The sequence below is a fragment of the Streptococcus mitis genome, from assembly GCF_002860865.1.
GTDB lineage: Bacteria > Bacillota > Bacilli > Lactobacillales > Streptococcaceae > Streptococcus > Streptococcus mitis_AT.
In genome coordinates this window covers 851,764-877,502 of record NZ_PKIE01000001.1, presented here as the reverse complement: position 1 = coordinate 877,502, position 25,739 = coordinate 851,764, and the positions used below count along the sequence as shown (strand labels likewise).

The 25,739-nt window shown below is 38.8% G+C and carries 23 protein-coding genes and 4 pseudogenes; 25 read left to right on the top strand and 2 right to left on the bottom strand.

Going from position 1 to position 25,739, the window contains the following annotated elements; all coding sequences use genetic code 11:
• Positions 1-116: 116 nt before the first annotated feature.
• The 6 genes and pseudogenes from CYK18_RS04385 to CYK18_RS04360 all read left to right on the top strand — a co-directional run.
• A pseudogene (locus CYK18_RS04385) lies at positions 117-839 on the top strand (YtxH domain-containing protein); the annotation flags it as partial.
• A complete protein-coding gene (locus CYK18_RS04380; protein ID WP_000769868.1) occupies positions 836-1,837 on the top strand; it encodes a bifunctional lytic transglycosylase/C40 family peptidase in 1,002 nt (333 codons plus the stop codon). The pseudogene CYK18_RS04385 and the gene CYK18_RS04380, both read left to right, overlap by 4 nt.
• Entirely contained in the window at positions 1,834-2,769 is a 936-nt protein-coding gene (locus CYK18_RS04375; RefSeq protein ID WP_001224320.1) for a conjugal transfer protein, read from the top strand. The genes CYK18_RS04380 and CYK18_RS04375 overlap by 4 nt, the downstream gene beginning before the upstream one ends.
• Positions 2,770-3,082: 313 nt before the next feature.
• Positions 3,083-3,130: pseudogene (locus CYK18_RS11235) on the top strand (hypothetical protein); the annotation flags it as partial.
• 15 nt (positions 3,131-3,145) lie between these two features.
• Positions 3,146-5,065 carry a tetracycline resistance ribosomal protection protein Tet(M) gene (gene tet(M), locus CYK18_RS04365; protein WP_101785285.1) on the top strand — a complete coding sequence of 640 codons (1,920 nt, stop codon included), beginning with the start codon at positions 3,146-3,148 and terminating at the stop codon, positions 5,063-5,065.
• A gap of 118 nt (positions 5,066-5,183) precedes the next feature.
• Positions 5,184-5,351: a cysteine-rich KTR domain-containing protein gene (locus CYK18_RS04360; protein ID WP_000336323.1), complete on the top strand. Its 168-nt coding sequence runs from the start codon at positions 5,184-5,186 to the stop codon at positions 5,349-5,351.
• Positions 5,352-5,410: 59 nt separating this feature from the next.
• Here CYK18_RS04360 and CYK18_RS04355 read toward each other — a convergent pair whose 3' ends face one another.
• Positions 5,411-5,764, bottom strand: a complete 354-nt coding sequence (locus tag CYK18_RS04355) for a helix-turn-helix transcriptional regulator (RefSeq protein WP_001227347.1) — start codon at positions 5,762-5,764, stop codon at positions 5,411-5,413.
• 436 nt (positions 5,765-6,200) lie between these two features.
• Here CYK18_RS04355 and CYK18_RS11190 point away from each other — a divergent pair.
• The 10 genes and pseudogenes from CYK18_RS11190 to CYK18_RS04290 all read left to right on the top strand — a co-directional run.
• Positions 6,201-6,284, top strand: a pseudogene (locus tag CYK18_RS11190) (MLS leader peptide); the annotation flags it as partial.
• A gap of 48 nt (positions 6,285-6,332) precedes the next feature.
• Positions 6,333-6,416 carry a 23S rRNA methyltransferase attenuator leader peptide ErmL gene (locus tag CYK18_RS04345; RefSeq protein ID WP_033602770.1) on the top strand — a complete coding sequence of 28 codons (84 nt, stop codon included), beginning with the start codon at positions 6,333-6,335 and terminating at the stop codon, positions 6,414-6,416.
• Between the two features lie 124 nt (positions 6,417-6,540).
• Positions 6,541-7,278, top strand: a complete 738-nt coding sequence (gene erm(B), locus CYK18_RS04340; RefSeq protein WP_001038790.1) for a 23S rRNA (adenine(2058)-N(6))-methyltransferase Erm(B) — start codon at positions 6,541-6,543, stop codon at positions 7,276-7,278.
• A 354-nt stretch (positions 7,279-7,632) separates the two neighbouring features.
• The gene (locus CYK18_RS04330) at positions 7,633-8,187 is read left to right on the top strand and encodes a recombinase family protein (RefSeq protein ID WP_000576156.1); all 555 of its coding nucleotides are present in this window, start codon (positions 7,633-7,635) and stop codon (positions 8,185-8,187) included.
• Positions 8,188-8,190: 3 nt separating this feature from the next.
• Positions 8,191-11,109: pseudogene (locus CYK18_RS04325) on the top strand (Tn3 family transposase).
• Between the two features lie 431 nt (positions 11,110-11,540).
• Positions 11,541-11,963 carry a sigma-70 family RNA polymerase sigma factor gene (locus tag CYK18_RS04315; RefSeq protein ID WP_061825252.1) on the top strand — a complete coding sequence of 141 codons (423 nt, stop codon included), beginning with the start codon at positions 11,541-11,543 and terminating at the stop codon, positions 11,961-11,963.
• The gene (locus tag CYK18_RS04310) at positions 11,960-12,190 is read left to right on the top strand and encodes a helix-turn-helix domain-containing protein (RefSeq protein WP_000857133.1); all 231 of its coding nucleotides are present in this window, start codon (positions 11,960-11,962) and stop codon (positions 12,188-12,190) included. Before CYK18_RS04315 ends, CYK18_RS04310 begins: the two co-directional genes overlap by 4 nt.
• 460 nt (positions 12,191-12,650) lie before the next feature.
• Complete coding sequence (locus CYK18_RS04300) at positions 12,651-12,854, top strand: excisionase (protein WP_000814511.1); 204 nt, start codon at positions 12,651-12,653, stop codon at positions 12,852-12,854.
• An 81-nt stretch (positions 12,855-12,935) separates the two neighbouring features.
• Positions 12,936-14,153, top strand: a complete 1,218-nt coding sequence (locus tag CYK18_RS04295) for a tyrosine-type recombinase/integrase (RefSeq protein ID WP_101785283.1) — start codon at positions 12,936-12,938, stop codon at positions 14,151-14,153.
• 257 nt (positions 14,154-14,410) lie between these two features.
• Positions 14,411-15,226 (top strand): ABC transporter substrate-binding protein, encoded by an 816-nt coding sequence (locus CYK18_RS04290; RefSeq protein ID WP_101785280.1) that lies wholly within the window; start codon positions 14,411-14,413, stop codon positions 15,224-15,226.
• A gap of 126 nt (positions 15,227-15,352) precedes the next feature.
• Here CYK18_RS04290 and CYK18_RS04280 read toward each other — a convergent pair whose 3' ends face one another.
• Positions 15,353-16,624, bottom strand: a complete 1,272-nt coding sequence (locus tag CYK18_RS04280; RefSeq protein WP_101785277.1) for an aminotransferase-like domain-containing protein — start codon at positions 16,622-16,624, stop codon at positions 15,353-15,355.
• 141 nt (positions 16,625-16,765) lie between these two features.
• Between CYK18_RS04280 and budA the strand changes: the two genes are divergently transcribed.
• From budA to cas2, 9 genes are all read left to right on the top strand, one after another.
• The gene (gene budA, locus CYK18_RS04275) at positions 16,766-17,497 is read left to right on the top strand and encodes an acetolactate decarboxylase (protein WP_000360298.1); all 732 of its coding nucleotides are present in this window, start codon (positions 16,766-16,768) and stop codon (positions 17,495-17,497) included.
• Between the two features lie 9 nt (positions 17,498-17,506).
• The gene (locus CYK18_RS04270; protein ID WP_049552462.1) at positions 17,507-18,259 is read left to right on the top strand and encodes a YhfC family intramembrane metalloprotease; all 753 of its coding nucleotides are present in this window, start codon (positions 17,507-17,509) and stop codon (positions 18,257-18,259) included.
• A 110-nt stretch (positions 18,260-18,369) separates the two neighbouring features.
• The gene (gene murB, locus CYK18_RS04265; RefSeq protein WP_101785275.1) at positions 18,370-19,275 is read left to right on the top strand and encodes a UDP-N-acetylmuramate dehydrogenase; all 906 of its coding nucleotides are present in this window, start codon (positions 18,370-18,372) and stop codon (positions 19,273-19,275) included.
• Between the two features lie 159 nt (positions 19,276-19,434).
• Positions 19,435-20,592 (top strand): ABC transporter ATP-binding protein, encoded by a 1,158-nt coding sequence (locus CYK18_RS04260; RefSeq protein ID WP_000742895.1) that lies wholly within the window; start codon positions 19,435-19,437, stop codon positions 20,590-20,592.
• Positions 20,573-21,379 carry an ABC transporter permease gene (locus tag CYK18_RS04255; protein WP_004258194.1) on the top strand — a complete coding sequence of 269 codons (807 nt, stop codon included), beginning with the start codon at positions 20,573-20,575 and terminating at the stop codon, positions 21,377-21,379. Before CYK18_RS04260 ends, CYK18_RS04255 begins: the two co-directional genes overlap by 20 nt.
• Entirely contained in the window at positions 21,376-22,149 is a 774-nt protein-coding gene (locus tag CYK18_RS04250; RefSeq protein ID WP_000712740.1) for an ABC transporter permease, read from the top strand. The genes CYK18_RS04255 and CYK18_RS04250 overlap by 4 nt, the downstream gene beginning before the upstream one ends.
• Positions 22,146-23,216 (top strand): ABC transporter substrate-binding protein, encoded by a 1,071-nt coding sequence (locus CYK18_RS04245; RefSeq protein WP_049539730.1) that lies wholly within the window; start codon positions 22,146-22,148, stop codon positions 23,214-23,216. Before CYK18_RS04250 ends, CYK18_RS04245 begins: the two co-directional genes overlap by 4 nt.
• Before the next feature lie 132 nt (positions 23,217-23,348).
• Entirely contained in the window at positions 23,349-24,356 is a 1,008-nt protein-coding gene (gene cas1, locus CYK18_RS04240; RefSeq protein WP_101785273.1) for a CRISPR-associated endonuclease Cas1, read from the top strand.
• A complete protein-coding gene (gene cas2, locus CYK18_RS04235; RefSeq protein WP_049488617.1) occupies positions 24,356-24,685 on the top strand; it encodes a CRISPR-associated endonuclease Cas2 in 330 nt (109 codons plus the stop codon). Before cas1 ends, cas2 begins: the two co-directional genes overlap by 1 nt.
• Positions 24,686-25,739 lie beyond the last annotated feature (1,054 nt).

Below are 25,739 nucleotides of genomic sequence, written 5' to 3'. Positions count from 1 at the left end.
ATCACATCCTGCTGAAATTGCTTTCCTTTAAAATGATTCATCGTCATTCCTCCTGCTATCTTTTTCTATTATTCTACCTTATTTGATAGTAGATTTAAAACTTTGCAACAGAACCTAAAAAAGGACAGTCGGGTTCGGGGAGTTCTGCAAGGACACAAGCAGATCACTCCCGACCAGACGGAAAGGAAAAATCAACACTTGGAAAACGTATCGGTCAAACCATCGGTACAGTAGCTGATACCAAAGACAGAATGGTAGACACTGCTAGTGGTTTGAAAGAACAGGTTAAAGATTTGCCGACCAATGCAAGATATGCAGTATATCAAGGAAAATCCAAAGTAAAAGAGAATGTCCGTGATTTAACCAGTAGTATTTCTCAAACCAAAGCGGACAGAGCCAGTGGACGCAAGGAACAGCAGGAACAAAGGCGAAAAACCATTGCGAAGCGTCGCTCTGAAATGGAACAGGTCAAACAGAAAAAACAGCCTGCTTCTTCTGTTCATGAAAGACCGACTACAAGACAAGAACAATATCATGATGAACAGACCTCAAAACAGTCTAATATTCAGACTTCATATAAGGAATCTCAACAAGCCAAACAAGAGCGTCCAGCAGTTAAGTCCGATTTTTCAAGTCCAAAAGTGGAACGCCAAGGCAATACCGTTCAAGAAAAAACCGTTCAAAAGCCAGCAACTTCAACCACTACAGCAGATAGAACTTCACAACGTCCAATCACAAAAGAACGTCCGTCTACTGTTCAAAGAGTACCACTACAAAATACAAGAAGTAGACCACCAATCAAAACCGCCACCATTAAGAAAGTCGGTAAGAAACCATGAAGTTGAAAACTTTAGTGATTGGTGGTTCTGGATTATTCTTGATGGTCTTCTCACTGCTTCTGTTTGTTGCCATTTTATTTTCAGATGAACAGGACAGCGGAATTTCCAATATTCATTATGGAGGTGTGAATGTTTCCGCAGAAGTGCTGGCTCATAAGCCTATGGTAGAAAAATATGCCAAAGAATATGGCGTTGAAGAATATGTCAACATACTTCTTGCGATTATACAGGTGGAATCGGGCGGTACTGCGGAAGATGTTATGCAGTCCTCGGAATCCCTCGGTCTTCCACCTAATTCATTGAGTACAGAAGAATCCATTAAGCAAGGTGTGAAGTATTTCAGTGAATTATTAGCCAGTAGCGAAAGGCTCAGTGTAGATTTAGAATCGGTTATCCAGTCCTACAATTATGGTGGTGGTTTCTTAGGGTATGTGGCTAATCGTGGAAATAAATATACCTTTGAACTGGCTCAAAGTTTCTCAAAAGAGTATTCAGGTGGCGAAAAAGTGTCTTACCCCAATCCCATAGCCATACCTATCAATGGGGGCTGGCGATACAACTATGGCAATATGTTTTATGTGCAACTGGTAACGCAGTATCTTGTCACAACAGAGTTTGATGATGATACGGTACAAGCCATCATGGACGAAGCACTGAAATATGAGGGCTGGCGATACGTTTACGGTGGAGCTTCCCCGACTACTTCTTTTGATTGTAGCGGACTGACACAATGGACGTATGGAAAAGCTGGAATTAACTTACCACGAACCGCACAACAGCAATATGATGTGACCCAGCATATCCCACTATCGGAAGCACAAGCTGGCGATTTGGTTTTCTTTCATTCTACCTATAACGCTGGCTCTTATATTACTCATGTTGGGATATACCTTGGCAATAACCGTATGTTTCATGCAGGCGACCCAATCGGTTATGCCGACTTAACAAGCCCCTACTGGCAACAGCATTTAGTGGGAGCAGGACGAATCAAACAATGAGAAAGGAAGATTTAATGATGAAATTTAGAAAAAATCAGAATAAAGAAAAACAGATACCAAAGGAAAAGAAACCTCGTGTCTACTATAAGGTCAATCCTCATAAAAAGGTTGTGATTGCCTTGTGGGTACTTTTAGGGCTTAGTTTCAGCTTTGCGATATTCAAGCACTTTACAGCTATAGATACTCATACTATTCACGAAACAACTATCATAGAAAAGGAATACGTTGATACTCATCATGTAGAAAATTTTGTAGAGAACTTTGCGAAAGTCTACTATTCATGGGAGCAATCCGATAAGTCCATTGATAATCGAATGGAAAGTCTAAAAGGCTATCTGACAGATGAACTTCAAGCTCTCAATGTTGATACAGTACGCAAAGATATTCCTGTATCGTCTTCTGTAAGAGGATTTCAGATATGGACGGTAGAGCCAACTGGCGACAATGAGTTTAATGTAACCTACAGTGTAGACCAGCTCATTACAGAGGGAGAAAATACAAAGACCGTCCACTCTGCTTATATAGTGAGTGTCTATGTAGATGGTTCTGGAAATATGGTACTGGTTAAGAATCCGACCATTACCAACATACCTAAGAAATCAAGTTATAAACCAAAAGCCATTGAAAGTGAGGGGACGGTTGATTCCATTACAACCAATGAAATCAATGAGTTTTTAACGACGTTCTTCAAGCTCTATCCTACAGCGACAGCCAGTGAACTTTCCTACTATGTGAATGACGGGATATTAAAACCAATCGGAAAAGAGTACATCTTTCAAGAACTGGTAAATCCTATTCACAATCGTAAGGATAATCAAGTCACGGTATCGCTGACAGTGGAGTATATCGACCAGCAGACCAAAGCAACGCAGGTATCTCAATTTGATTTGGTACTTGAAAAGAACGGGAGTAATTGGAAGATTATAGAATAACAAATATTGGTACATTATTACAGCTATTTTGTAATCACGTACTCTCTTTGATAAAAAATTGGAGATTCCTTGACAAATATGCTCTTACGTGCTATTATTTAAGTATCTATTTAAAAGGAGTTAATAAATATGCGGCAAGGTATTCTTAAATAAACTGTCAATTTGATAGTGGGAACAAATAATTGGATGTCCTTTTTTAGGAGGGCTTAGTTTTTTGTACCCAGTTTAAGAATACCTTTATCATGTGATTCTAAAGTATCCGGAGAATATCTGTATGCTTTGTATGCCTATGGTTATGCATAAAAATCCCAGTGATAAGAGTATTTATCACTGGGATTTTTATGCCCTTTTGGGCTTTTGAATGGAGGAAAATCACATGAAAATTATTAATATTGGAGTTTTAGCTCATGTTGATGCAGGAAAAACTACCTTAACAGAAAGCTTATTATATAACAGTGGAGCGATTACAGAATTAGGAAGCGTGGACAAAGGTACAACGAGGACGGATAATACGCTTTTAGAACGTCAGAGAGGAATTACAATTCAGACAGGAATAACCTCTTTTCAGTGGGAAAATACGAAGGTGAACATCATAGACACGCCAGGACATATGGATTTCTTAGCAGAAGTATATCGTTCATTATCAGTTTTAGATGGGGCAATTCTACTGATTTCTGCAAAAGATGGCGTACAAGCACAAACTCGTATATTATTTCATGCACTTAGGAAAATGGGGATTCCCACAATCTTTTTTATCAATAAGATTGACCAAAATGGAATTGATTTATCAACGGTTTATCAGGATATTAAAGAGAAACTTTCTGCGGAAATTGTAATCAAACAGAAGGTAGAACTGCATCCTAATATGCGTGTAATGAACTTTACCGAATCTGAACAATGGGATATGGTAATAGAAGGAAATGATTACCTTTTGGAGAAATATACGTCTGGGAAATTATTGGAAGCATTAGAACTCGAACAAGAGGAAAGCATAAGATTTCATAATTGTTCCCTGTTCCCTGTTTATCACGGAAGTGCAAAAAACAATATAGGGATTGATAACCTTATAGAAGTGATTACGAATAAATTTTATTCATCAACACATCGAGGTCAGTCTGAACTTTGCGGAAAAGTTTTCAAAATTGAGTATTCGGAAAAAAGACAGCGTCTTGCATATATACGTCTTTATAGTGGCGTACTGCATTTGCGAGATTCGGTTAGAATATCGGAAAAGGAAAAAATAAAAATTACAGAAATGTATACTTCAATAAATGGTGAATTATGTAAAATCGATAAGGCTTATTCCGGGGAAATTGTTATTTTGCAGAATGAGTTTTTGAAGTTAAATAGTGTTCTTGGAGATACAAAGCTATTGCCACAGAGAGAGAGAATTGAAAATCCCCTCCCTCTGCTGCAAACGACTGTTGAACCGAGCAAACCTCAACAAAGGGAAATGTTACTTGATGCACTTTTAGAAATCTCCGACAGTGACCCGCTTCTGCGATATTATGTGGATTCTGCGACACATGAAATCATACTTTCTTTCTTAGGGAAAGTACAAATGGAAGTGACTTGTGCTCTGCTGCAAGAAAAGTATCATGTGGAGATAGAAATAAAAGAGCCTATAGTCATTTATATGGAAAGACCGTTAAAAAAAGCAGAGTATACCATTCACATCGAAGTTCCACCGAATCCTTTCTGGGCTTCCATTGGTCTATCTGTAGCACCGCTTCCATTAGGGAGCGGAGTACAGTATGAGAGCTCGGTTTCTCTTGGATACTTAAATCAATCGTTTCAAAATGCAGTTATGGAGGGGATACGCTATGGCTGTGAACAAGGATTGTATGGTTGGAATGTGACGGACTGTAAAATCTGTTTTAAGTATGGCTTATACTATAGCCCTGTTAGTACCCCAGCAGATTTTCGGATGCTTGCTCCTATTGTATTGGAACAAGTCTTAAAAAAAGCTGGAACAGAATTGTTAGAGCCATATCTTAGTTTTAAAATTTATGCGCCACAGGAATATCTTTCACGAGCATACAACGATGCTCCTAAATATTGTGCGAACATCGTAGACACTCAATTGAAAAATAATGAGGTCATTCTTAGTGGAGAAATCCCTGCTCGGTGTATTCAAGAATATCGTAGTGATTTAACTTTCTTTACAAATGGACGTAGTGTTTGTTTAACAGAGTTAAAAGGGTACCATGTTACTACCGGTGAACCTGTTTGCCAGCCCCGTCGTCCAAATAGTCGGATAGATAAAGTACGATATATGTTCAATAAAATAACTTAGTGTATTTTATGTTGTTATATAAATATGGTTTCTTGTTAAATAAGATGAAATATTTTTTAATAAAGATTTGAATTAAAGTGTAAAGGAGGAGATAGTTATTATAAACTACAAGTGGATATTGTGTCCTGTATGTGGAAATAAAACACGATTAAAGATAAGGGAAGATACTGAATTAAAAAAATTCCCCCTCTATTGTCCGAAATGCAGACAAGAAAATTTAATTGAAATAAAGCAGTTCAAAGTAACTGTGATTACAGAGCCAGACGCAAAGACGCAGAGCCGATAAAATGAGATTAATACAATCTCATTTTATCGGCTCTTTCCGTTATGTATGGATTCTTTTAATTAGTCTTCGATGTTTCTTGCTTCGTTGATACCGCTGGCTAAAGATTCCATTAAGGATAGTTCTTTGTCTGTAAAGCTATCCATGTATTTCTCTATCTGTAATCGTCGGGTGCTTTTTACCAAGTTATTAGCAGGTAAGAAAAATTCATCAACGGAAACATGAAGTAACGATACAAGGTCATAAAGAACTTGTATGCTGGGGTGTTGCCCTTTATTTTCAATATTAGTTAAGTACCGTGGGTCAATTTCAATCAATGCTCCCACTTGTTCACGAGTTAAACCTCGTTTCAATCGAGCTTCTTTAATGGCTAAACCAAAGGCTCTAAAATCATATTTATCTTCTTTTTTACGCATAGTAGACCACCTCTATACATTTTATTGTTCCTACTGAATTAAAAACAGGTATAGAAAAACGTGTTATATGGTTTATAGGTTTATATTTAATAAAAAGCACTACTAAACGCCAATAAAAAAAACCGTTATATGGTAGTGCTATTTACGCTGTTGGGGTCCCGAGCGCCTACGAGGAATTTGTATCGATAAGAAATAGATTTAAAAATTTCGCTGTTATTTTGTACATTTAACTTGACGGTGACATCTCTCTATTGTGAGTTATTAGTGGTACAGTTTTCAACCGTTTTAATTATAAAAAAGTGGTGCATTTTTAAATTGGCACAAACAGGTAACGGTTATTGCAGGTGTATTTCTTATCTATGGGTTTAACATGGATTTTATCATTAAAATCATGAGTATTGTCCGAGAGTGATTGGTCTTGCGTATGGTTAACCCTAAAGTTATGGAAATAAGACTTAGAAGCAAACTTAAGAGTGTGTTGATTGTGCATTATCTTAAAATTTTGTATAATAGGAATTGAAGTTAAATTAGATGCTAAAAATTTGTAATTAAGAAGGAGGGATTCGTCATGTTGGTATTCCAAATGCGTAATGTAGATAAAACATCTATTGTTTTGAAACAGACTAAAAACAGTGATTACGCAGATAAATAAATACGTTAGATTAATTCCTACCAGTAACTAATCTTATGACTTTTTAAACAGATAACTAAAATTACAAACAAATCGTTTAACTTCTGTATTTATTTATAGATGTAATCACTTCAGGAGTGATTACATGAACAAAAATATAAAATATTCTCAAAACTTTTTAACGAGTGAAAAAGTACTCAACCAAATAATAAAACAATTGAATTTAAAAGAAACCGATACCGTTTACGAAATTGGAACAGGTAAAGGGCATTTAACGACGAAACTGGCTAAAATAAGTAAACAGGTAACGTCTATTGAATTAGACAGTCATCTATTCAACTTATCGTCAGAAAAATTAAAACTGAACATTCGTGTCACTTTAATTCACCAAGATATTCTACAGTTTCAATTCCCTAACAAACAGAGGTATAAAATTGTTGGGAATATTCCTTACCATTTAAGCACACAAATTATTAAAAAAGTGGTTTTTGAAAGCCATGCGTCTGACATCTATCTGATTGTTGAAGAAGGATTCTACAAGCGTACCTTGGATATTCACCGAACACTAGGGTTGCTCTTGCACACTCAAGTCTCGATTCAGCAATTGCTTAAGCTGCCAGCGGAATGCTTTCATCCTAAACCAAAAGTAAACAGTGTCTTAATAAAACTTACCCGCCATACCACAGATGTTCCAGATAAATATTGGAAGCTATATACGTACTTTGTTTCAAAATGGGTCAATCGAGAATATCGTCAACTGTTTACTAAAAATCAGTTTCATCAAGCAATGAAACACGCCAAAGTAAACAATTTAAGTACCGTTACTTATGAGCAAGTATTGTCTATTTTTAATAGTTATCTATTATTTAACGGGAGGAAATAATTCTATGAGTCGCTTTTGTAAATTTGAAAAGTTACACGTTACTAAAGGGAATGTAGATAAATTATTAGGTATACTACTGACAGCTTCCAAGGAGCTAAAGAGGTCCCTAGCGCCTACGGGGAATTTGTATCGATAAGGAATAGATTTAAAAATTTCGCTGTTATTTTGTACAATAAGGATAAATTTGAATGGTACCATAAACGACCGTTTATGGTACCTTTTCATTTTCCTGCTTTTTCTAAATGTTTTTTAAGTAAATCAAGTACCAAAATCCGTTCCTTTTTCATAGTTCCTATATAGTTATACTTAATGAGTTATGGTACATTTAAATTATAAAATTAAGGAGGTTTTTTTATGATTTTTGGCTATGCTCGAGTGAGTACGGATGATCAAAATCTTAGTTTACAAATTGATGCACTTACTCATTATGGAATTGATAAATTATTTCAAGAAAAAGTAACTGGTGCGAAAAAAGACCGACCGCAATTAGAAGAAATGATCAACCTACTACGTGAAGGAGATTCTGTTGTCATTTACAAGTTAGATCGAATTTCACGATCAACTAAACATTTGATTGAACTTTCTGAATTATTTGAAGAACTTAGTGTCAATTTTATATCTATTCAAGATAACGTAGATACTTCAACGTCTATGGGAAGATTCTTTTTCCGAGTTATGGCTAGTTTAGCAGAACTGGAACGGGATATTATTATTGAACGAACTAACTCTGGTCTTAAGGCAGCCAGAGTCCGAGGAAAAAAAGGGGGCCGTCCAAGTAAAGGTAAGCTATCAATTGATTTAGCTTTAAAAATGTATGACAGCAAAGAGTATTCTATTCGTCAAATTCTTGATGCCTCTAAATTAAGCAAAACAACCTTTTACCGTTACCTCAATAAAAGGAATGCTTAAGATATGGCTATGAAAAGAATTTTAACTACTTCACAGCGTGAACAACTTCTTTCTGTAGACCACTTATCAGAAGAGGATTTTAAAGCGTATTTTAGTTTTTCTGATTATGATCTGGAGGTTATTAATCAACACCGTGGAAAGGTCAATAAACTAGGATTTGCGATACAACTTTGTTTGGCCCGGTATCCTGGGTGTTCTTTAAGTAATTGGCCGATTAAATCAACCAGACTAACTTCTTATGTGAGTCGACAGCTCCATCTTGATGCAATTGATTTAAATTCATATGATCATAGAAATACACGTGCAAATCACTTCAACGAGATCTTAGAAGTATTCAACTATCATCGATTCGGTAGTGCTAATACACAAAAACAGTTAATAGAATATTTAATTGAACTAGCTTTAGAAAATGATGACTCTATCTATCTAATGAAAAAAACAATTGATTTCTTAACTCGAAAAAGAATTATTTTTCCATCTATAGCTACACTTGAAGACATTATAAGCCGCTGTCGAGATAAAGCAGAAAACAACTTATTTTCAATATTGCTCTGTTCATTAACAGATATACAAATTGAAAAACTAGAGAGTTTGTTTCAAATTTATGAAGAGACGAAAATAACTAAACTCGCTTGGCTAAAAGACATTCCAGGTAAGGCAAATCCAGAAAGCTTTATGAGTATTTGTAAAAAAGTGGAAGTGATTGCTTCCATGGGACTCGGGACAATTAATGTCTCCCATATTAATCGGAACAGGTTTCTTCAGCTAGCTAGACTAGGGGAAAATTATGATGCATATGACTTCTCCCGTTTTGAGCTTGAAAAAAGATACTCTTTACTTATTGCTTTTTTAGTCAATCATCATCAATATCTGATCGATCAACTGATTGAGATTAATGACCGCATTTTAGCAAGTATTAAACGCAAAGGGACACGTGATTCACAAGAACAGTTAAAAGAAAAAGGAAAATTGGCTACTAAAAAATTGGAACATTATGCTTCTTTAATTGATGCTCTTCACTTTGCAAAAGATAATGATAGTAATCCTTTTGACGAAATTGAACGAATCATGCCTTGGGAAGATTTAGTACAAGATGGAGAAGAAGCTAAAAAAATTACAGGTAATAAAAATCATGGCTATTTAGAAATGGTTCGAAATAAAGCTAATTACCTCCGAAGATACACGCCAATGTTATTGAGGACCCTTTCGTTCAAAGCAACTCCGGCAGCAAATCCAGTCCTCATGGCCCTAACTCAACTAACTGATTTACACAATAGTGGTAAAAGAAAAATACCGGCAGATACTTCTACTGATTTTGTGAGTAAAAAATGGAAAAGCCTTGTTCGGCCAGAAGAGGGGAAAATAGATCGGTCTTACTATGAGTTAGTAGCTTTCACCGAGCTAAAGAACAATATTCGATCAGGAGATATTTCAGTTGAAGGAAGTATGATCCATCGAAATATTGATGATTACTTAGTTGATTTATCTGCTTGTATTGATTCAGAAACTATTCCAGACACGTTTGAGGACTATTTAAAGGATCGGGAAATAATTTTAGATTTACAGCTTCAATTTTATTCGACAGTTGATAAGAGAATTTCAAGAGCAAACCTTAAAAAGTTGGAAAAAGTTACACCTAGCGAAGCAGAAATATATAGAAAAAAACTTTATTCAATAATTCCTAAGATAAGGCTTAGTGATCTTTTAATTGAGGTGGACAGTTGGACCAACTTTTCACAAGAATTTAGTCATGATTCTACAGGGAAACCGCCGAGTGAACAAGAAAGAAAAATTATTTTTGCTGCTTTGCTGGGTTTAGGGATGAATATTGGTCTTGAAAAAATGGCCCAATCAACTCCTGGAATTTCTTATTCTCAGTTAGCCAATGCCAAACAATGGCGCTTTTATAAAGAAGCTCTGACTCGTGCTCAATCTGTTTTGGTTAATTATCAGTTAAAGCTTCCTGTTGCAGACTTTTGGGGTGAAGGAAAAACCACTGCTTCAGACGGAATGCGCGTCCCAGTGGGCGTCTCAGCTCTAAAATCCGATGTTAATCCACATTACAAAAGTATGGAAAAAGGAGCTACAATGATTCGATCAATAAATGATAGGCATACGACTCATCATATCGAGGTTGCTTCAACTAATACAAGGGAAGCTACTCATACCCTTGATGGCCTACTTTATCATGAAACAGATCTAGATATTGAGGAACATTTTACTGATACAAATGGGTATTCTGATCAGGTGTTTGGAATGACCGCATTACTAGGCTTTGATTTTGAACCTCGCATCAGAAATATAAAAAAATCACAATTATTTTATATCAAATCACCTTCCTACTACCCTAACTTATCAGAAGATATAAGCGGAAAAATCAATGTAAAAATTATTGAAGAAAACTATGATGAAATTAAACGAATCGCCTATTCGATTCAAACAGGAAAAGTATCTAGTTCTTTACTATTAGGAAAGCTAGGCTCATACGCACGTAAGAATAGAGTAGCTCTTGCACTGAGAGAACTAGGTCGCATTGAAAAGAGCATTTTTATGATAGATTATATTACAGATAGTGAGCTACGGTGAAGGATCACTCATGGACTAAATAAGACAGAAGCGATTAATGCTTTAGCTAGAGAACTATTTTTTGGGCGACGCGGAAAATTTATGGAGCGCGATATTCGCCGACAACTTCAAAGTGCTAGTGCGCTTAATGTGTTAATAAATGCAATAAGTATATGGAACGCCGTCTACTTACAAGCAGCTTATAATTATCTCGTCAAAATAGATCCCGAAGTAACTAAGTATATGAAGCATGTATCTCCTATTAATTGGGAGCATATCACTTTTCTTGGAGAGTATAAATTTGACTTGTTATCTATTCCTAAACACTTAAGAGAATTGAATATAAAAAATAAATAGGGCTTGAAACATTGGTTTAGTGGGAATTTGTACCCCTTATCGATACAAATTCCCACTAAGCGCTCGGGACCCCGCTGTTAAAATATTGTATATTACTTCCAAATGGCGGTTTGTTGGAGGTCAACGTCGCCATGAAGTACATCATATACAATAAATTTCCTTACATTGGGTTCTTGTCAAAAAAAGTCGTCTATCTGCAATAGATAAGTACGTCCACCAATGTGGTTTTATAAATCATATAGATAGAATAACAGAAGCATGTAAACAGAGAAATAAATCTGTTTATATGCTTTTTTGGCTATTCAGAACTTTTTTACAAAGTTTATTTATCAGTAATGCAACAAATCCCCCTTTCACATTGGGACTAAGAGTGAAAGGAGATAAACGAGCAAGGCTCACTTCCTTTCCTAGACAGAAAGGGGGTGAGAAACATGAAACCATCTTCTTTTCAGACCACAATAGAAAATCAGTTTGACTATATCTGTAAACGTGCTATGGAAGACGAGCGAAAGAATTATATGCTTTATCTTTCAAGGATTGCAAAGCGTGAGGTGTCCTTTCCGGATGTTGGCGATTATCTTGTTAGCCAGTTTGCGACAACAGATAACTATTCAACTGACTTTCAGATTTTTACACTCAATGGGTTATCAGTAGGCGTTGAAAATGATTTGTTGAGTGAAGCATTACGTGAGTTGCCAGACAAGAAACGTGAAATTCTACTGCTGTTTTACTTTATGGACATGAGCGATTCAGAAATTGCAGACCTGTTGAAATTGAACCGTTCTACTGTCTATCGGCATAGAACCAGTGGACTAGCCTTAATTAAAAAGTTTATGGAGGAATTTGAAGAATGAAAACACAATATCCTATGATTCCCTTTCCTCTCATTGTAAAGGCAACAGATGGCGATACCGAAGCGATTAACCAGATTCTACATCATTACAGAGGGTACATAACGAAGCGTTCCCTACGACTTATGAAAGATGAATATGGCAATCAAAGTATGGTCGTTGATGAAGTCTTACGTGGAAGAATGGAAACCAGACTGATTACAAAGATTTTGTCATTTGAAATTAAGTAATATCCTCTCTCCTTTCGTGGAAGCGTGCTAAACCATTCCACGCTTCCCGAACAGGGAGGTTTGTTATTCCACCAAAGCATATTGAGCTTTCAATGTGTTTTGATAGGCTAACGAGCCATTGTTCTTTGAAAACTGAATAAAAGTAATCGAATACGTTTCGATAAGAAAAGAGCCAACGGAACTAACCGCCATGACCTATCTTATAAAGATAGCGAGCGATTCATGTTAGTGATCCGAGAAGCAATCTTTAGCAGGATTGCCTGCAACGACATTCTTATCGTGATAATGATACTCCCATACAGTCAATAGTCCGAGCGTGATAAAACCGTCGCAGGCAATGAGTATGGCTACATGAGAACCATGCAGGGGTGGAACTCCCGTGAGCTTTGCTAAAGCTGTTCGATTGCTGGTAAAACAACTTTTATGAAATCCAAATAAGTGATTTGGAAAGGAGGATTTTATGAAGCAGACTGACATTCCTATTTGGGAACGTTATACCCTAACCATTGAAGAAGCGTCAAAATATTTTCGTATTGGCGAAAACAAGCTACGACGCTTGGCAGAGGAAAATAAAAATGCAAATTGGCTGATTATGAATGGCAATCGTATTCAGATTAAACGAAAACAATTTGAAAAAATTATAGATACATTGGACGCAATCTAGCGTAGCCAAAGGGTCTTGTATATGATAAAATAGTATTAAGTCGTATCAAGGCTCTTTCCATAAAGGAAAGGAGCAAATGCCATGTCAGAAAAAAGACGTGACAATAAAGGTCGAATTTTAAAGACTGGAGAGAGCCAACGAAAAGACGGAAGATACTTATACAAATATACAGATTCATTTGGAGAACCGCAATTTGTTTACTCGTGGAAACTTGTGGCTACAGACAGAGTACCAGCAGGAAAGCGTGATTGTATCTCACTTAGGGAGAAAATCGCAGAGTTACAGAAAGACATTCATGATGGTATTGATGTTGTAGGAAAGAAAATGACACTCTGCCAGCTTTACGCAAAACAGAACGCTCAAAGACCAAAGGTTAGAAAAAACACTGAAACTGGACGCAAATATCTTATGGATATTTTGAAGAAAGACAAGTTAGGTGTAAGAAGTATTGACAGTATTAAGCCATCAGACGCTAAAGAATGGGCTATTAGAATGAGTGAAAATGGTTATGCTTATCAAACCATCAATAACTACAAACGTTCTTTAAAGGCTTCATTCCATATTGCTATACAAGATGATTGTGTTCGGAAGAATCCATTTGACTTTCAACTGAAAGCAGTTCTTGATGATGATACTGTCCCTAAGACCGTACTAACAGAAGAACAGGAAGAAAAACTGTTAGCCTTTGCAAAAGCTGATAAAACCTACAGCAAAAATTATGATGAAATTCTGATACTCTTAAAAACAGGTCTTCGTATTTCAGAGTTTGGTGGTTTGACACTTCCAGATTTAGATTTTGAGAATCGTCTTGTCAATATAGACCATCAGCTATTGAGAGATACTGAAATTGGGTACTACATTGAAACACCAAAGACCAAAAGTGGCGAACGTCAAGTTCCTATGGTTGAAGAAGCCTATCAAGCATTTAAGCGAGTGTTAGCGAATCGAAAGAATGATAAGCGTGTTGAGATTGATGGATATAGTGATTTCCTCTTTCTTAATAGAAAGAACTATCCAAAAGTGGCAAGTGATTACAACGGCATGATGAAAGGTCTTGTTAAGAAATACAATAAGTATAACGAGGATAAATTGCCACACATCACTCCACATAGTTTGCGACATACATTCTGTACCAACTATGCAAATGCAGGAATGAATCCAAAGGCATTACAGTACATTATGGGACATGCTAATATAGCCATGACGCTGAACTATTACGCACATGCAACATTCGATTCTGCAATGGCAGAAATGAAACGCTTGAATAAAGAGAAGCAACAGGAGCGTCTTGTTGCTTAGTAGTACAAATGAATTTACTACTTATTTACCACTTCTGACAGCTAAGACATGAGGAAATATGCAAAGAAACGTGAAGTATCTTCCTACAGTAAAAATACTCGAAAGCACATAGAATAAGGCTTTACGAGCATTTAAGAAAATATAAAAAGATAATTAGAAATTTATACTTTGTTTAAGATAAAAAATTCAAAAAATACTTGACAAGCAACTTGGATAGCGTTATAATTATACAAAATTAACAGAGAGGTTGTTTATTTATGAAATCGAAAAAATGGATATTTGTTTTATGTAGTTTTCTTGCAAGTTTCTTCTTAGTAGCTTGCCAGTCGGGTTCTAATGGTTCTCAGTCAGCTGTTGAGGCCATTAAGCAAAAGGGGAAATTAGTTGTGGCGACTAGTCCTGACTATGCACCTTTTGAATTCCAATCCTTAGTTGACGGGAAAAATCAGGTAGTCGGTGCGGATATTGATATGGCCCAGGCTATTGCTGATGAACTTGGGGTGAAGTTGGAAATTTCAAGCATGAGTTTTGATAATGTCTTGACCAGTCTTCAAACTGGTAAGGCTGACCTAGCAGTTGCGGGAATTAGCGCTACTGATGAGAGAAAAGAAGTCTTTGATTTTTCAATCCCTTACTATGAAAACAAGATTAGTTTCTTGGTTCGTAAGGCTGATGTAGAAAAATACAAGGATTTAACTATCCTTGAAAGTGCTAATATTGCAGCCCAAAAAGGGACTGTTCCAGAGTCTATGGTCAAGGAACAATTGCCAAAAGCTCAGCTGACTTCCTTAACCAATATGGGTGAAGCTGTTAATGAATTACAGGCTGGAAAAGTAGATGCTGTTCACATGGATGAGCCAGTTGCCCTTAGCTACGCTGCTAAAAATGCTGACCTAGCTGTCGCAACTGTTAGCTTGAAGATGAAGGACGGCGAAGCCAATGCAGTTGCTCTTAGAAAAAATAGTGCTGATTTGAAAGAAGTGGTGGACAAGGTTATCCAAAAACTCAAGGATGACGGTACCTACCAAAGCTATCTTGAAAAAGCAGCAAGCCTAACAGAAGTTGAAGAATAATACTCAATGAAAATCAAAGAGCAAACTAGGAAGCTAGCCGCAAGCTGTACTTGAGTACGGTAAGGCGACGCTGACGTGGTTTGAATTTGATTTTCGAAGAGTATAAGAAAAAAGCAGAGTTGGAAGTCAATCCAATTCTGCTTTTAAATAGTTTAAAACCTTTTCCAGATTTTCTAAGGATACCTTGGCAAATTGATAAGGGCAGGCATCCAAGTAAGCCTCCTCAAAGAAGTCCAATTTCAGCTGACTGTGTTTTAGGCTGGCGATTTTAGGATACTGTCTGAGGTCTAGCAATAAACCATCATGAAGCGGAAAGTGAGGAAGGGGACAAGGTGTTTTAGTTAAGATTTCCTCGATTTGTTTTTGGTAAGTTTCCTGATTGGACAAGCGAGCCAGACGATTTTTCTCAAATAATTGACTGTCAATATAGAGTGATAAGGCCTTTTGCATGATGAGGTTGCTGTCGTAGTCTAGGATATTTTTGTAGGCCACAAAGGCTTCTTTGATAGCATTTGGCAGAATGAGTGCCGTAATCCGCAGGGCTGGAAAGAGGCTGGTTGAGAAGGACTTGATATAAATGACGCGCTCCTCTGTATCTAGATAGTGGAAGGTCTGGCCCTTCTTGGAGTCCAAATCCCCCAAATAGTCGTCCTCTACGATATAGACACCATACTTGGCAGCTAAGTCAAGAATAGCTCGTTTGTCCTGCTCAGAATAGGAATGCCCCAGAGGATAGTGAAAACGAGGAATGGTGTAGAAAAACTTAATTTTTCTTGTTTTGAAGTGGCCTTCCAGCTCCTCCAAGTCAATCCCATCAATACCTCGTTCAATGGTTTGATAGTCCAGACCCTGAGCAATCAAGAGACGATTCATCCGATGGTAGGTCGGTTGTTCCACCAAGATTTCCTTGGCTTGGCTAGGAAAGGATATTTGAGAGAGAATAAATAAGGCTTGCTGGGTGCCAGAAGTCAGTACCAGTTGGTCAGCCTTGCAGTAGAGGGCTTGGTCAAAGAGTAGCTTATGAATGGATTGTCTTAAGTCTTCTAAACCTTCTTGGTTGTCATAGTAGTTGAAGAGGTAGTTTTCTCGGCCAATTAAGGTTTCATTGACACAGAGTCGGAAATCGTCATAGGCGCTGGCATGTTCGTCCGTAACCTCGATTTCTAGATCTTGATGTTGCCCTTGTTCTAATACATAGTAGCCACTCTGGGGCTTGGCATAGAGGTATTGTTCGTGTCGTAATTCCAGTAGGGCTCGTTGAATGGTATCCTTGCTACAGTGAAAGTCAAGGCTCAGTTGACGGATAGAAGGCAGGCGACTTCCCGTTGGAAAGCGTCCAGACTCGATACTATTTTTCAGATAAGCTATGACCTCTTGGTACTTGCTTTGTTTCTTCATTCCAGACCTCCCTTGATTTTGTTACATTGTACCCTTTTTTTTCCTTCTTGGCAATGTCTAGGGTGTTTCTCTCTTTCACATCTAGGGGCAAATGTGGTATACTTAGGAGTAACATTTATAGAATAACAGATAAGAAAGAGAATGGATAAGAACGTGCAGGAACCAGTGAAATTATTTCAATACAATACCCTTGGAGCCTTGATGGCTGGCCTTTATGGTGGTACCATGACGGTAGGAGAATTACTAGAGCATGGCGACCTTGGTTTGGGAACCTTGGATTCTATTGATGGAGAATTGATTGTCTTAGATGGCAAGGCTTATCAGGCCAAAGGGTCTGGAGACCAGCCAGAAATTGTGGAAGTATCACCAGATGCCCTTATTCCTTATGCAGCAGTAGTACCGCATCAGGCAGAGGTTATTTTCCGACAGCGCTTTGAGATGACAGACAAGGAATTGGAAGAGCGGATTGAGTCTTATTATGATGGAGAAAATCTTTTCCGTTCTATTAAGATTCGTGGGGAATTTTCGCATATGCATGTGCGTATGATTCCTAAGTCAACACCAGATACCAAGTTTGCTGAGGTTGCAACCCATCAACCGGAATATAGTCGTGACAATGTGGCGGGGACCATCGTTGGTTTCTGGACGCCAGAGATTTTCCATGGAGTTAGTGTGGCAGGCTACCATCTGCACTTCATTTCAGATGACCTGACCTTCGGTGGGCATGTCATGGACTTTGTCATCAAGGAAGGCATTATCGAGGTGGGAGCAGTTGACCAGTTGGACCAACGTTTCCCAGTCCAAGACCGTCAATACTTGTTTGCTAAGTTCAATGTTGACGAGATGAAAAAAGATATTGAAAAGGCAGAATAGGAGACGAAAATGACCACTCATATTATCATTACCATGGTGCTGTTGCTGGCTCTCTTGCTAGGGAGTATTTGGTATACCAAAAAGAAATACCAGATTAATCTAGCTGTCTTGGGCTTGGGGGCTGTTGCCTTCTTTCTCTCTTCACAGATTCTAGAAAAATTGATTCATATCATAGTTCTTCATCCTCAAAAAGACGGTAGTATTGCCCTCTTGCAAGACCATCCGTTTGTCTATATTGTCTATGGACTAGCCATGGCAGCTCTTTTTGAGGAAACAGCTCGTCTTGTTTTCTTCAAATGGTTGGAGAAAAAGAGAAGTTTGGAAAAGGCAGATGCCTTGGCTTATGGATTGGGGCATGGTGGCTTGGAGTTGATTTTCTTAGGTCTTACTAGTTTGATCAATCTCTACATCGTTCTCTCAGCAGTTCAAACGCAAAATCCACAGGTTATGCAATTGCTGTCTGAAAATATGTTGAAAACTATTCAGTCGCTATCAGTCTGGCAGATTTATTTGCTTGGTTTTGAGAGAATCTTGGCGCTAGGTTTCCAATTACTCTTGACTGTTTGGGTTTACCAAGCTGTTCGCCAGAAGAAATGGATTTATCTCCTAGCAGCCTATGGCCTACATGCCTTCTTTGATCTGGCACCATCTCTTGCCCAAGTTGGCTGGTTGACCAATCCAGTCTTGGTTGAAGTTGTCCTAGCACTTGAACTTGTTCTGGTTGCCTATGGAACAAAGGCAATCTTTTGCAAAAAATCATAAAAAGAGGGGAAACCTCTTTTTTGTTTAAAATAAGCCCAAGATTTTTTTAGGGTCGTCAAATGGTCTTAAAAATGGTATAATGGAATGAATTTTGTAAAAGGAAGAGTGTCATGTCAGTAAAAGAAAAAATGCTTGAAATTTTAGAAGGGATTGATATCCGTTTTAAAGAACCCTTGCATAGCTATAGTTATACAAAAGTAGGTGGAGAGGCCGATTATTTGGTCTTTCCACGAAATCGTTTTGAGTTGGCTCGCGTTGTCAAATTTGCCAATCAAGAAAATATCCCTTGGATGGTTCTTGGGAATGCCAGCAACATCATCGTTCGTGATGGTGGAATTCGTGGATTTGTCATCTTGTGTGACAAGCTCAATAATGTTTCTGTTGATGGCTATACTATTGAAGCAGAAGCAGGTGCTAACTTGATTGAAACAACTCGCATTGCCCTTCGTCATAGTTTGACTGGCTTTGAGTTTGCTTGTGGCATTCCAGGGAGCGTTGGCGGTGCTGTCTTTATGAATGCAGGTGCCTATGGTGGTGAGATTGCCCACATCTTGCAGTCTTGTAAGGTCTTGACCAAGGATGGAGAAATCGAGACCCTGTCTGCAAAAGATTTGGCTTTTGGGTACCGCCATTCAGCTATTCAAGAGTCTGGTGCAGTTGTCTTGTCAGCTAAATTTGCCCTAGCTCCAGGAGCCCATCAGGTTATCAAGCAAGAAATGGACCGCTTGACGCACCTACGTGAACTCAAACAACCTCTAGAATACCCATCTTGTGGTTCGGTCTTTAAGCGTCCTGTTGGTCATTTTGCAGGTCAATTAATTTCAGAAGCTGGCTTGAAAGGCTATCGTATCGGTGGCGTAGAAGTGTCAGAAAAACACGCAGGATTTATGATCAATGTTGCTGACGGAACGGCTAAAGACTACGAAGACTTGATTGAGTCTGTGATCGAAAAAGTCAAGGAACACTCTGGCGTTACTCTTGAGAGAGAAGTCCGTATTTTAGGTGAAAGCAAGTAGGAAGCTTTGGCTAAAAAGCTGCTGCTATGTCATGGAAAGGGGGTGAAAGCCTATCGTCAGTGCAGAAAAATGTAGGCAGTTCAATCTCCTACACGAGCTAGTAGCGGCCTGACAGAGCCTTGATCTGTTAATCTATGAAAAAGAAGGAATAAATGACAATTGAAAAAACCAATTATTGAATTCAAAAACGTCTCTAAAGTTTTTGAAGACAGCAACACCAAGGTTCTCAAAGATATCAACTTTGAGTTGGAAGAAGGGAAATTCTATACCCTTCTAGGCGCATCTGGTTCAGGGAAATCAACTATCCTAAACATCATTGCAGGTTTGCTAGATGCGACGACAGGAGATATTTTGCTGGACGGTGTCCGTATCAATGACATCCCAACCAACAAGCGTGATGTCCATACGGTCTTCCAATCCTATGCCTTGTTTCCACATATGAATGTGTTTGAAAATGTTGCTTTTCCGCTCCGCTTGCGCAAGATTGATAAGAAAGAAATCGAGAAACGCGTAGCGGAAGTTCTCAAGATGGTTCAGTTGGAAGGTTACGAAAAACGTTCCATTCGTAAACTATCTGGAGGACAACGCCAGCGTGTGGCTATTGCCCGTGCCATCATCAACCAACCTCGTGTGGTTTTGTTGGACGAGCCTCTGTCAGCGCTTGACTTAAAATTACGAACAGATATGCAGTACGAACTGCGTGAACTACAACAACGATTGGGCATTACCTTTGTCTTTGTCACTCACGATCAGGAAGAAGCGCTGGCCATGAGTGACTGGATTTTTGTTATGAATGATGGTGAGATTGTCCAGTCTGGAACACCTGTGGATATCTACGATGAGCCGATCAATCACTTTGTTGCGACCTTTATCGGTGAGTCAAATATCTTGCCAGGAACCATGATTGAGGACTACTTGGTTGAGTTTAACGGCAAACGCTTCGAAGCGGTCGATGGGGGGATGAAGCCAAATGAACCTGTTGAGGTCGTGATTCGTCCAGAGGACTTGCGTATTACCCTTCCTGAAGAAGGCAAGCTCCAAGTTAAGGTCGACACCCAGCTCTTCCGTGGAGTCCACTATGAAATTATCGCCTATGACGAACTTGGAAATGAATGGATGATCCACTCAACTCGTAAGGCCATCGTGGGTGAGGAAATCGGTCTGGACTTTGAACCAGAAGACATCCACATCATGCGTCTCAATGAAACCGAAGAAGAGTTCGATGCTCGTATCGAAGAATACGTGGAAATCGAAGAGCAAGAAGCAGGTCTGATCAATGCAATCGAGGAGGAAAGAGATGAAGAAAACAAGCTCTAAACTCTTTGTAGTGCCCTACATGCTTTGGATTGCCCTCTTTGTCTTGGCACCCTTGGTCTTGATTTTCGGTCAATCCTTTTTCAATATCGAAGGCCAGTTTAGCATAGAAAACTATAAATCTTACTTTGCGTCACAAAACTTGACCTACCTCAAAATGAGCTTTAACTCCGTGCTTTATGCAGGAATTGTGACCTTTGTAACCTTGCTTATCAGCTATCCAACAGCCCTCTTTTTGACCCGTCTCAAGCACCGTCAACTTTGGCTCATGCTGATTATCCTGCCAACCTGGATCAATTTGCTCCTTAAAGCCTATGCCTTTATTGGGATTTTTGGTCAAAATGGCTCTATTAACCAATTCCTTGAATTTATCGGAATCGGTTCGCAACAGTTGCTCTTTACCGATTTCTCCTTTATCTTTGTCGCAAGCTACATCGAGCTTCCCTTTATGATTTTGCCGATTTTCAATGTCTTGGACGATATGGATAACAATCTCATCAATGCCAGCTATGACCTCGGTGCGACCAAGTGGGAGACCTTCCGACATGTTATCTTTCCTCTATCGATGAACGGTGTGAGAAGTGGAGTTCAGTCTGTCTTTATTCCTAGCTTGAGTCTCTTCATGCTGACCCGTTTGATTGGTGGGAATCGCGTTATCACCTTGGGGACAGCCATTGAACAGAATTTCCTGACCAATGATAACTACGGTATGGGTTCAACCATCGGTGTGATTCTCATCCTGACCATGTTCATCACCATGTGGGTGACCAAGGAAAGGAGAGAACGATGAAAAAATTTGCCAACCTTTATCTGGGACTGGTCTTTCTTGTCCTCTACCTGCCGATCTTTTACCTGATTGGCTATGCCTTTAACGCAGGCAACGACATGAATAGCTTTACAGGCTTTAGCCTCAGCCATTTTAAAACTATGTTTGGCGATGGTCGTCTCATGTTGATTGTGACCCAGACCTTTTTCTTGGCCTTCTTGTCAGCCTTGATTGCGACCATTATCGGGACTTTTGGAGCTATTTACATTTACCAGTCTCGTAAGAAATACCAAGAAGCCTTTCTTTCACTCAATAATATCCTCATGGTTGCGCCTGATGTTATGATTGGTGCCAGCTTCTTGATTCTCTTTACCCAACTCAAGTTTTCACTTGGCTTTTTGACTGTTCTATCTAGTCACGTGGCCTTCTCGATTCCTATCGTGGTCTTGATGGTTTTGCCTCGACTCAAGGAAATGAACGGTGACATGATTCATGCGGCCTATGACCTTGGTGCCAGTCAATTTCAGATGTTCAAGGAAATCATGCTTCCTTACCTGACTCCGTCTATCATTGCAGGTTATTTCATGGCCTTCACCTATTCGCTAGATGACTTTGCTGTGACCTTCTTTGTAACGGGAAATGGCTTTTCAACCCTGTCAGTCGAGATTTACTCTCGTGCTCGTAAGGGGATTTCGCTAGAAATCAATGCTCTGTCTGCCCTTGTCTTTCTCTTTAGTATTATCCTAGTTGTTGGATATTACTTTATCTCACGTGAGAAGGAGGAGCAAGCATGAAAAAACTCTATTCATTTTTAGCAGGAATCGTAGCCATTATCCTGGTCTTGTGGGGAATTGCGACTCATCTCGATAGTAAAATCAATAGCCGAGATAGTCAAAAACTGGTTATCTACAACTGGGGAGACTATATCGATCCTGAACTCTTGACTAAGTTTACAGAAGAAACAGGAATCCAAGTCCAGTACGAGACCTTTGACTCCAACGAAGCCATGTATACCAAGATCAAGCAAGGGGGAACGACCTACGATATCGCCATTCCTAGTGAATACATGATTAACAAGATGAAGGACGAAGACCTCTTGGTACCGCTTGACTATTCAAAACTTGAAGGTCTTGAAAATATCGGGCCAGAGTTCCTCAACCAGTCCTTTGACCCAGGAAATAAATACTCTATTCCTTACTTCTGGGGAACCTTGGGAATTGTCTACAATGAAACCATGGTAGAGGAAGCACCTGAGCATTGGGATGATCTCTGGAAGCCAGAGTATAAGAACTCTATCATGCTTTTTGATGGGGCGCGTGAGGTATTGGGTTTAGGTCTCAACTCTCTGGGCTACAGCCTCAACTCCAAGGATACCCAGCAGTTGGAAGAGACAGTTGATAAGCTCTACAAATTGACTCCAAATATCAAGGCTATTGTGGCGGATGAGATGAAGGGCTACATGATTCAGAACAATGCTGCTATCGGTGTGACCTTCTCTGGTGAAGCCAGCCAAATGCTAGAGAAAAATGAAAATCTACGCTATGTGGTACCGACTGAGGCCAGCAACCTTTGGTTTGACAATATGGTCATTCCCAAAACAGTCAAAAACCAAGATGCAGCCTATGCCTTTATCAACTTTATGTTGAAACCCGAAAATGCTCTCAAAAATGCAGAGTATGTCGGCTATTCAACACCAAACCTACCATCTAAGGAATTACTCCCAGAGGAGAAAAAAGAAGATAAAGCCTTCTATCCAGATGCTGAAACCATGAAACACTTAGAAGTTTATGAAAAATTTGACCATAAATGGACAGGCAAATATAGCGATCTCTTCCTACAGTTTAAAATGTATCGGAAGTAGAAGATAAACGTAGGAAAACGAATCAGTCAAGCTGGTTCGTTTTTTCTTTTAAAAAAGTACAAAAAATAGTTGACAATTTTTTGAAAAGTGATAGACTAGTATCCTTTATGATTTGAGGAGGGAAAGTGATAGATGAGTGATTTATTTGTACAAAAATCGGACTATTTTTTAGGTCTATCCAATCAGAAAATCATCATAAAAAATAGTCAGCGAGAAATCGAGAGAGAAGTATCCATCTACCTTGTCGACAATCTTTTAATTTTTGGTCAGGCTCAAATAAGTACGCAATTATTGAGAGCTTTAGCAAGGGAGAATATTAATGTCTACTATTTTTCTAGCGAGGGTAAATTTTTGGCTTGTTTAGATTCTTATCGTCAAGAAGACTTTGATAAGCAAGAGAAACAAGTCAGTGCTTGCCTAGACCAAGACTTTTGTCTAGCTCTTTCAAAGGAAATCGTATCTGCTAAAGTTAAGCATCAACTTTCCTTGTTGAAAAGATATAATCAAGATGGAATCTTGTCAGTAGATGATTTTGGACGTTTTCATTTAACTCTCCAAAAAATAAAGGAGGCCGAGTCCATCTCACAGATAATGGGGTATGAAGGTCGTATTGCGAAATCTTATTTTTACTATCTGAGCTTACTAGTACCGGATTCTTTTCGTTTTCATGGTCGTAGAACGCGTCCTGCTGAGGATTGTTTCAACTGTTTGCTTAATTTTGGTTACACCATTCTTTATTCCTGCTTTTTGGGTTTGATACGGAAAAATGGCTTAAGTTATGGATTTGGTATCCTACATCAGAGCCATGGTCATCACGCTTGTCTTGCGAGCGATTTGATGGAGGAGTGGAGACCAGTCATTGTAGACAATACGATCATGCAATTGATTTTGGAAGAGAGTTTAAAAGATGAGCATTTTGAAACAAAGGCTGATGGTACTTTTATTTTAAAAGATGAGGGAAGGAAAGTATTTCTTCTAGCTATGAGAGAGAGGATGCTAGAGATACATCAGTATATCGAGCTGGATAAAAAGCGCTATTCTTTCTTTTACACGGCTGACCAGCAGATTAAGCGCTTGATTCGGGCTTTTGAACAGCAGGACAGTCATTTGTATGTAACAGTCTATACAGGAGAAGAGTGATGGGATTATATTATCATTTATCAGGAGAAGAAAAGGAATTTGCTAAAAAGAAATCCCTCTTTTGTCTGATAATCTACGATATTATTAGTAATAAAAGAAGATTAAGATTAGCTAAATTGTTAGAAGGATTTGGGATGAGAGTCCAACGCTCTTGTTTTGAGGTTGACCTAGAAAAGGCTAGTTATCAAGTCTTGATTCGAGAATTGGAATATTTTTATGATCCTAGCGAATTTGATAACATTATTGTCTATGTTGGGAATCGAGAAGAGACTATTCGTTTGAATACCGATGATAGAGAGCTAGAAGATGCAGATTGTTTGTTTTTTTGATGTGAAAACTCTTACAATTTATGGTATACTATAATTAGTTTCCAAATAGGTTATATCTTGTGTTTGTTTTTAAATCCAACCACAAAATATGGGGTATAAGAACCTATCTACCTCGAGAGGGGACGGAAACTAATTTCTTATGAGTTAAGCAAAAATCGCACTGCCCGTATAAGAACCTATCTACCTCGAGAGGGGACGGAAACAATTCAGGTTTTGCATAAATAGAAACATCAAGACCTTTGTGCATAGCATCCACTTTACCTCGCGAGGGGCCGAAAACCGTAAACTTGAATCATGTGGCCAGTGTTATTTTTGTGTATAGCTACCTATCTACCTCGCGAGAGGACGGAAACTAGAAGTCAGCGTCAAATGTTCCTTTTACTCCAAGTATAGCTACCTATCTACCTCGCGAGGGGCCGGAAACTCCTTATTAGTGAAAGCCTTTCAAAATTTATTTTGGCGGGGTATATCTACCTATCTACCTCGCGAGGGGCCGGAAACCATTTCTTTTCATCGAAATTTTGATCGACAATATTGTATAGCTCCCTATCTACCTCGCGAGGGGACGGAAACAGCCCCCTACAGCGTTTTAATACTTTTCCCCTAACTCTCGTATAAGAACCTATCTACCTCGCGAGGGGCCGGAAACGGGAATTTTGTTAAGTCTAAATCTGCTTTTTTCTGTATAAGAACCTATCTACCTCGCGAGGGGCCGGAAACGCACCAAGTACATGTGTATCTGTAAATGCCATATTTCGTGTAGAACAATCTATTCGCCCCGCGAGGGGCCGGAAACCGCTCTACTTCGATGTAGAAGTCTGCATCGAAGCTCCCGTATAGCTCCCTATCTTCCTCGTTAGGGGCCGGAAACGGTTTTGGTGGTTCCGGTGTGTAGTTCGTAACAGTGTGTATAGCTACCTATCTACCTCGCGAGGGGCCGGAAATGCTCCAAGAACATGTGTATCTGTAAGTGCCATATTTCTTGTAGAACAACCTATTCACCCCGCAAGGGGCCGGAAACCACGCTCTAAATTTTGGAATCATCTCAAATCCT

Excerpts from the sequence above, each read along its gene's own strand:
- CYK18_RS04380 (WP_000769868.1), top strand. The coding sequence starts at position 836 with ATGAAGTTGAAAACTTTAGTGATTGGTGGTTCTGGATTATTCTTGATG.
- CYK18_RS04375 (WP_001224320.1), top strand. The coding sequence starts at position 1,834 with ATGAGAAAGGAAGATTTAATGATGAAATTTAGAAAAAATCAGAATAAA.
- CYK18_RS04355 (WP_001227347.1), bottom strand. The coding sequence starts at position 5,764 with ATGCGTAAAAAAGAAGATAAATATGATTTTAGAGCCTTTGGTTTAGCC.
- CYK18_RS04345 (WP_033602770.1), top strand. The coding sequence starts at position 6,333 with ATGTTGGTATTCCAAATGCGTAATGTAGATAAAACATCTATTGTTTTG.
- CYK18_RS04330 (WP_000576156.1), top strand. The coding sequence starts at position 7,633 with ATGATTTTTGGCTATGCTCGAGTGAGTACGGATGATCAAAATCTTAGT.
- CYK18_RS04315 (WP_061825252.1), top strand. The coding sequence starts at position 11,541 with ATGAAACCATCTTCTTTTCAGACCACAATAGAAAATCAGTTTGACTAT.
- CYK18_RS04310 (WP_000857133.1), top strand. The coding sequence starts at position 11,960 with ATGAAAACACAATATCCTATGATTCCCTTTCCTCTCATTGTAAAGGCA.
- CYK18_RS04300 (WP_000814511.1), top strand. The coding sequence starts at position 12,651 with ATGAAGCAGACTGACATTCCTATTTGGGAACGTTATACCCTAACCATT.
- CYK18_RS04295 (WP_101785283.1), top strand. The coding sequence starts at position 12,936 with ATGTCAGAAAAAAGACGTGACAATAAAGGTCGAATTTTAAAGACTGGA.
- CYK18_RS04290 (WP_101785280.1), top strand. The coding sequence starts at position 14,411 with ATGAAATCGAAAAAATGGATATTTGTTTTATGTAGTTTTCTTGCAAGT.
- CYK18_RS04280 (WP_101785277.1), bottom strand. The coding sequence starts at position 16,624 with ATGAAGAAACAAAGCAAGTACCAAGAGGTCATAGCTTATCTGAAAAAT.
- budA (WP_000360298.1), top strand. The coding sequence starts at position 16,766 with ATGGATAAGAACGTGCAGGAACCAGTGAAATTATTTCAATACAATACC.
- CYK18_RS04270 (WP_049552462.1), top strand. The coding sequence starts at position 17,507 with ATGACCACTCATATTATCATTACCATGGTGCTGTTGCTGGCTCTCTTG.
- murB (WP_101785275.1), top strand. The coding sequence starts at position 18,370 with ATGTCAGTAAAAGAAAAAATGCTTGAAATTTTAGAAGGGATTGATATC.
- CYK18_RS04255 (WP_004258194.1), top strand. The coding sequence starts at position 20,573 with ATGAAGAAAACAAGCTCTAAACTCTTTGTAGTGCCCTACATGCTTTGG.
- CYK18_RS04250 (WP_000712740.1), top strand. The coding sequence starts at position 21,376 with ATGAAAAAATTTGCCAACCTTTATCTGGGACTGGTCTTTCTTGTCCTC.
- CYK18_RS04245 (WP_049539730.1), top strand. The coding sequence starts at position 22,146 with ATGAAAAAACTCTATTCATTTTTAGCAGGAATCGTAGCCATTATCCTG.
- cas1 (WP_101785273.1), top strand. The coding sequence starts at position 23,349 with ATGAGTGATTTATTTGTACAAAAATCGGACTATTTTTTAGGTCTATCC.
- cas2 (WP_049488617.1), top strand. The coding sequence starts at position 24,356 with ATGGGATTATATTATCATTTATCAGGAGAAGAAAAGGAATTTGCTAAA.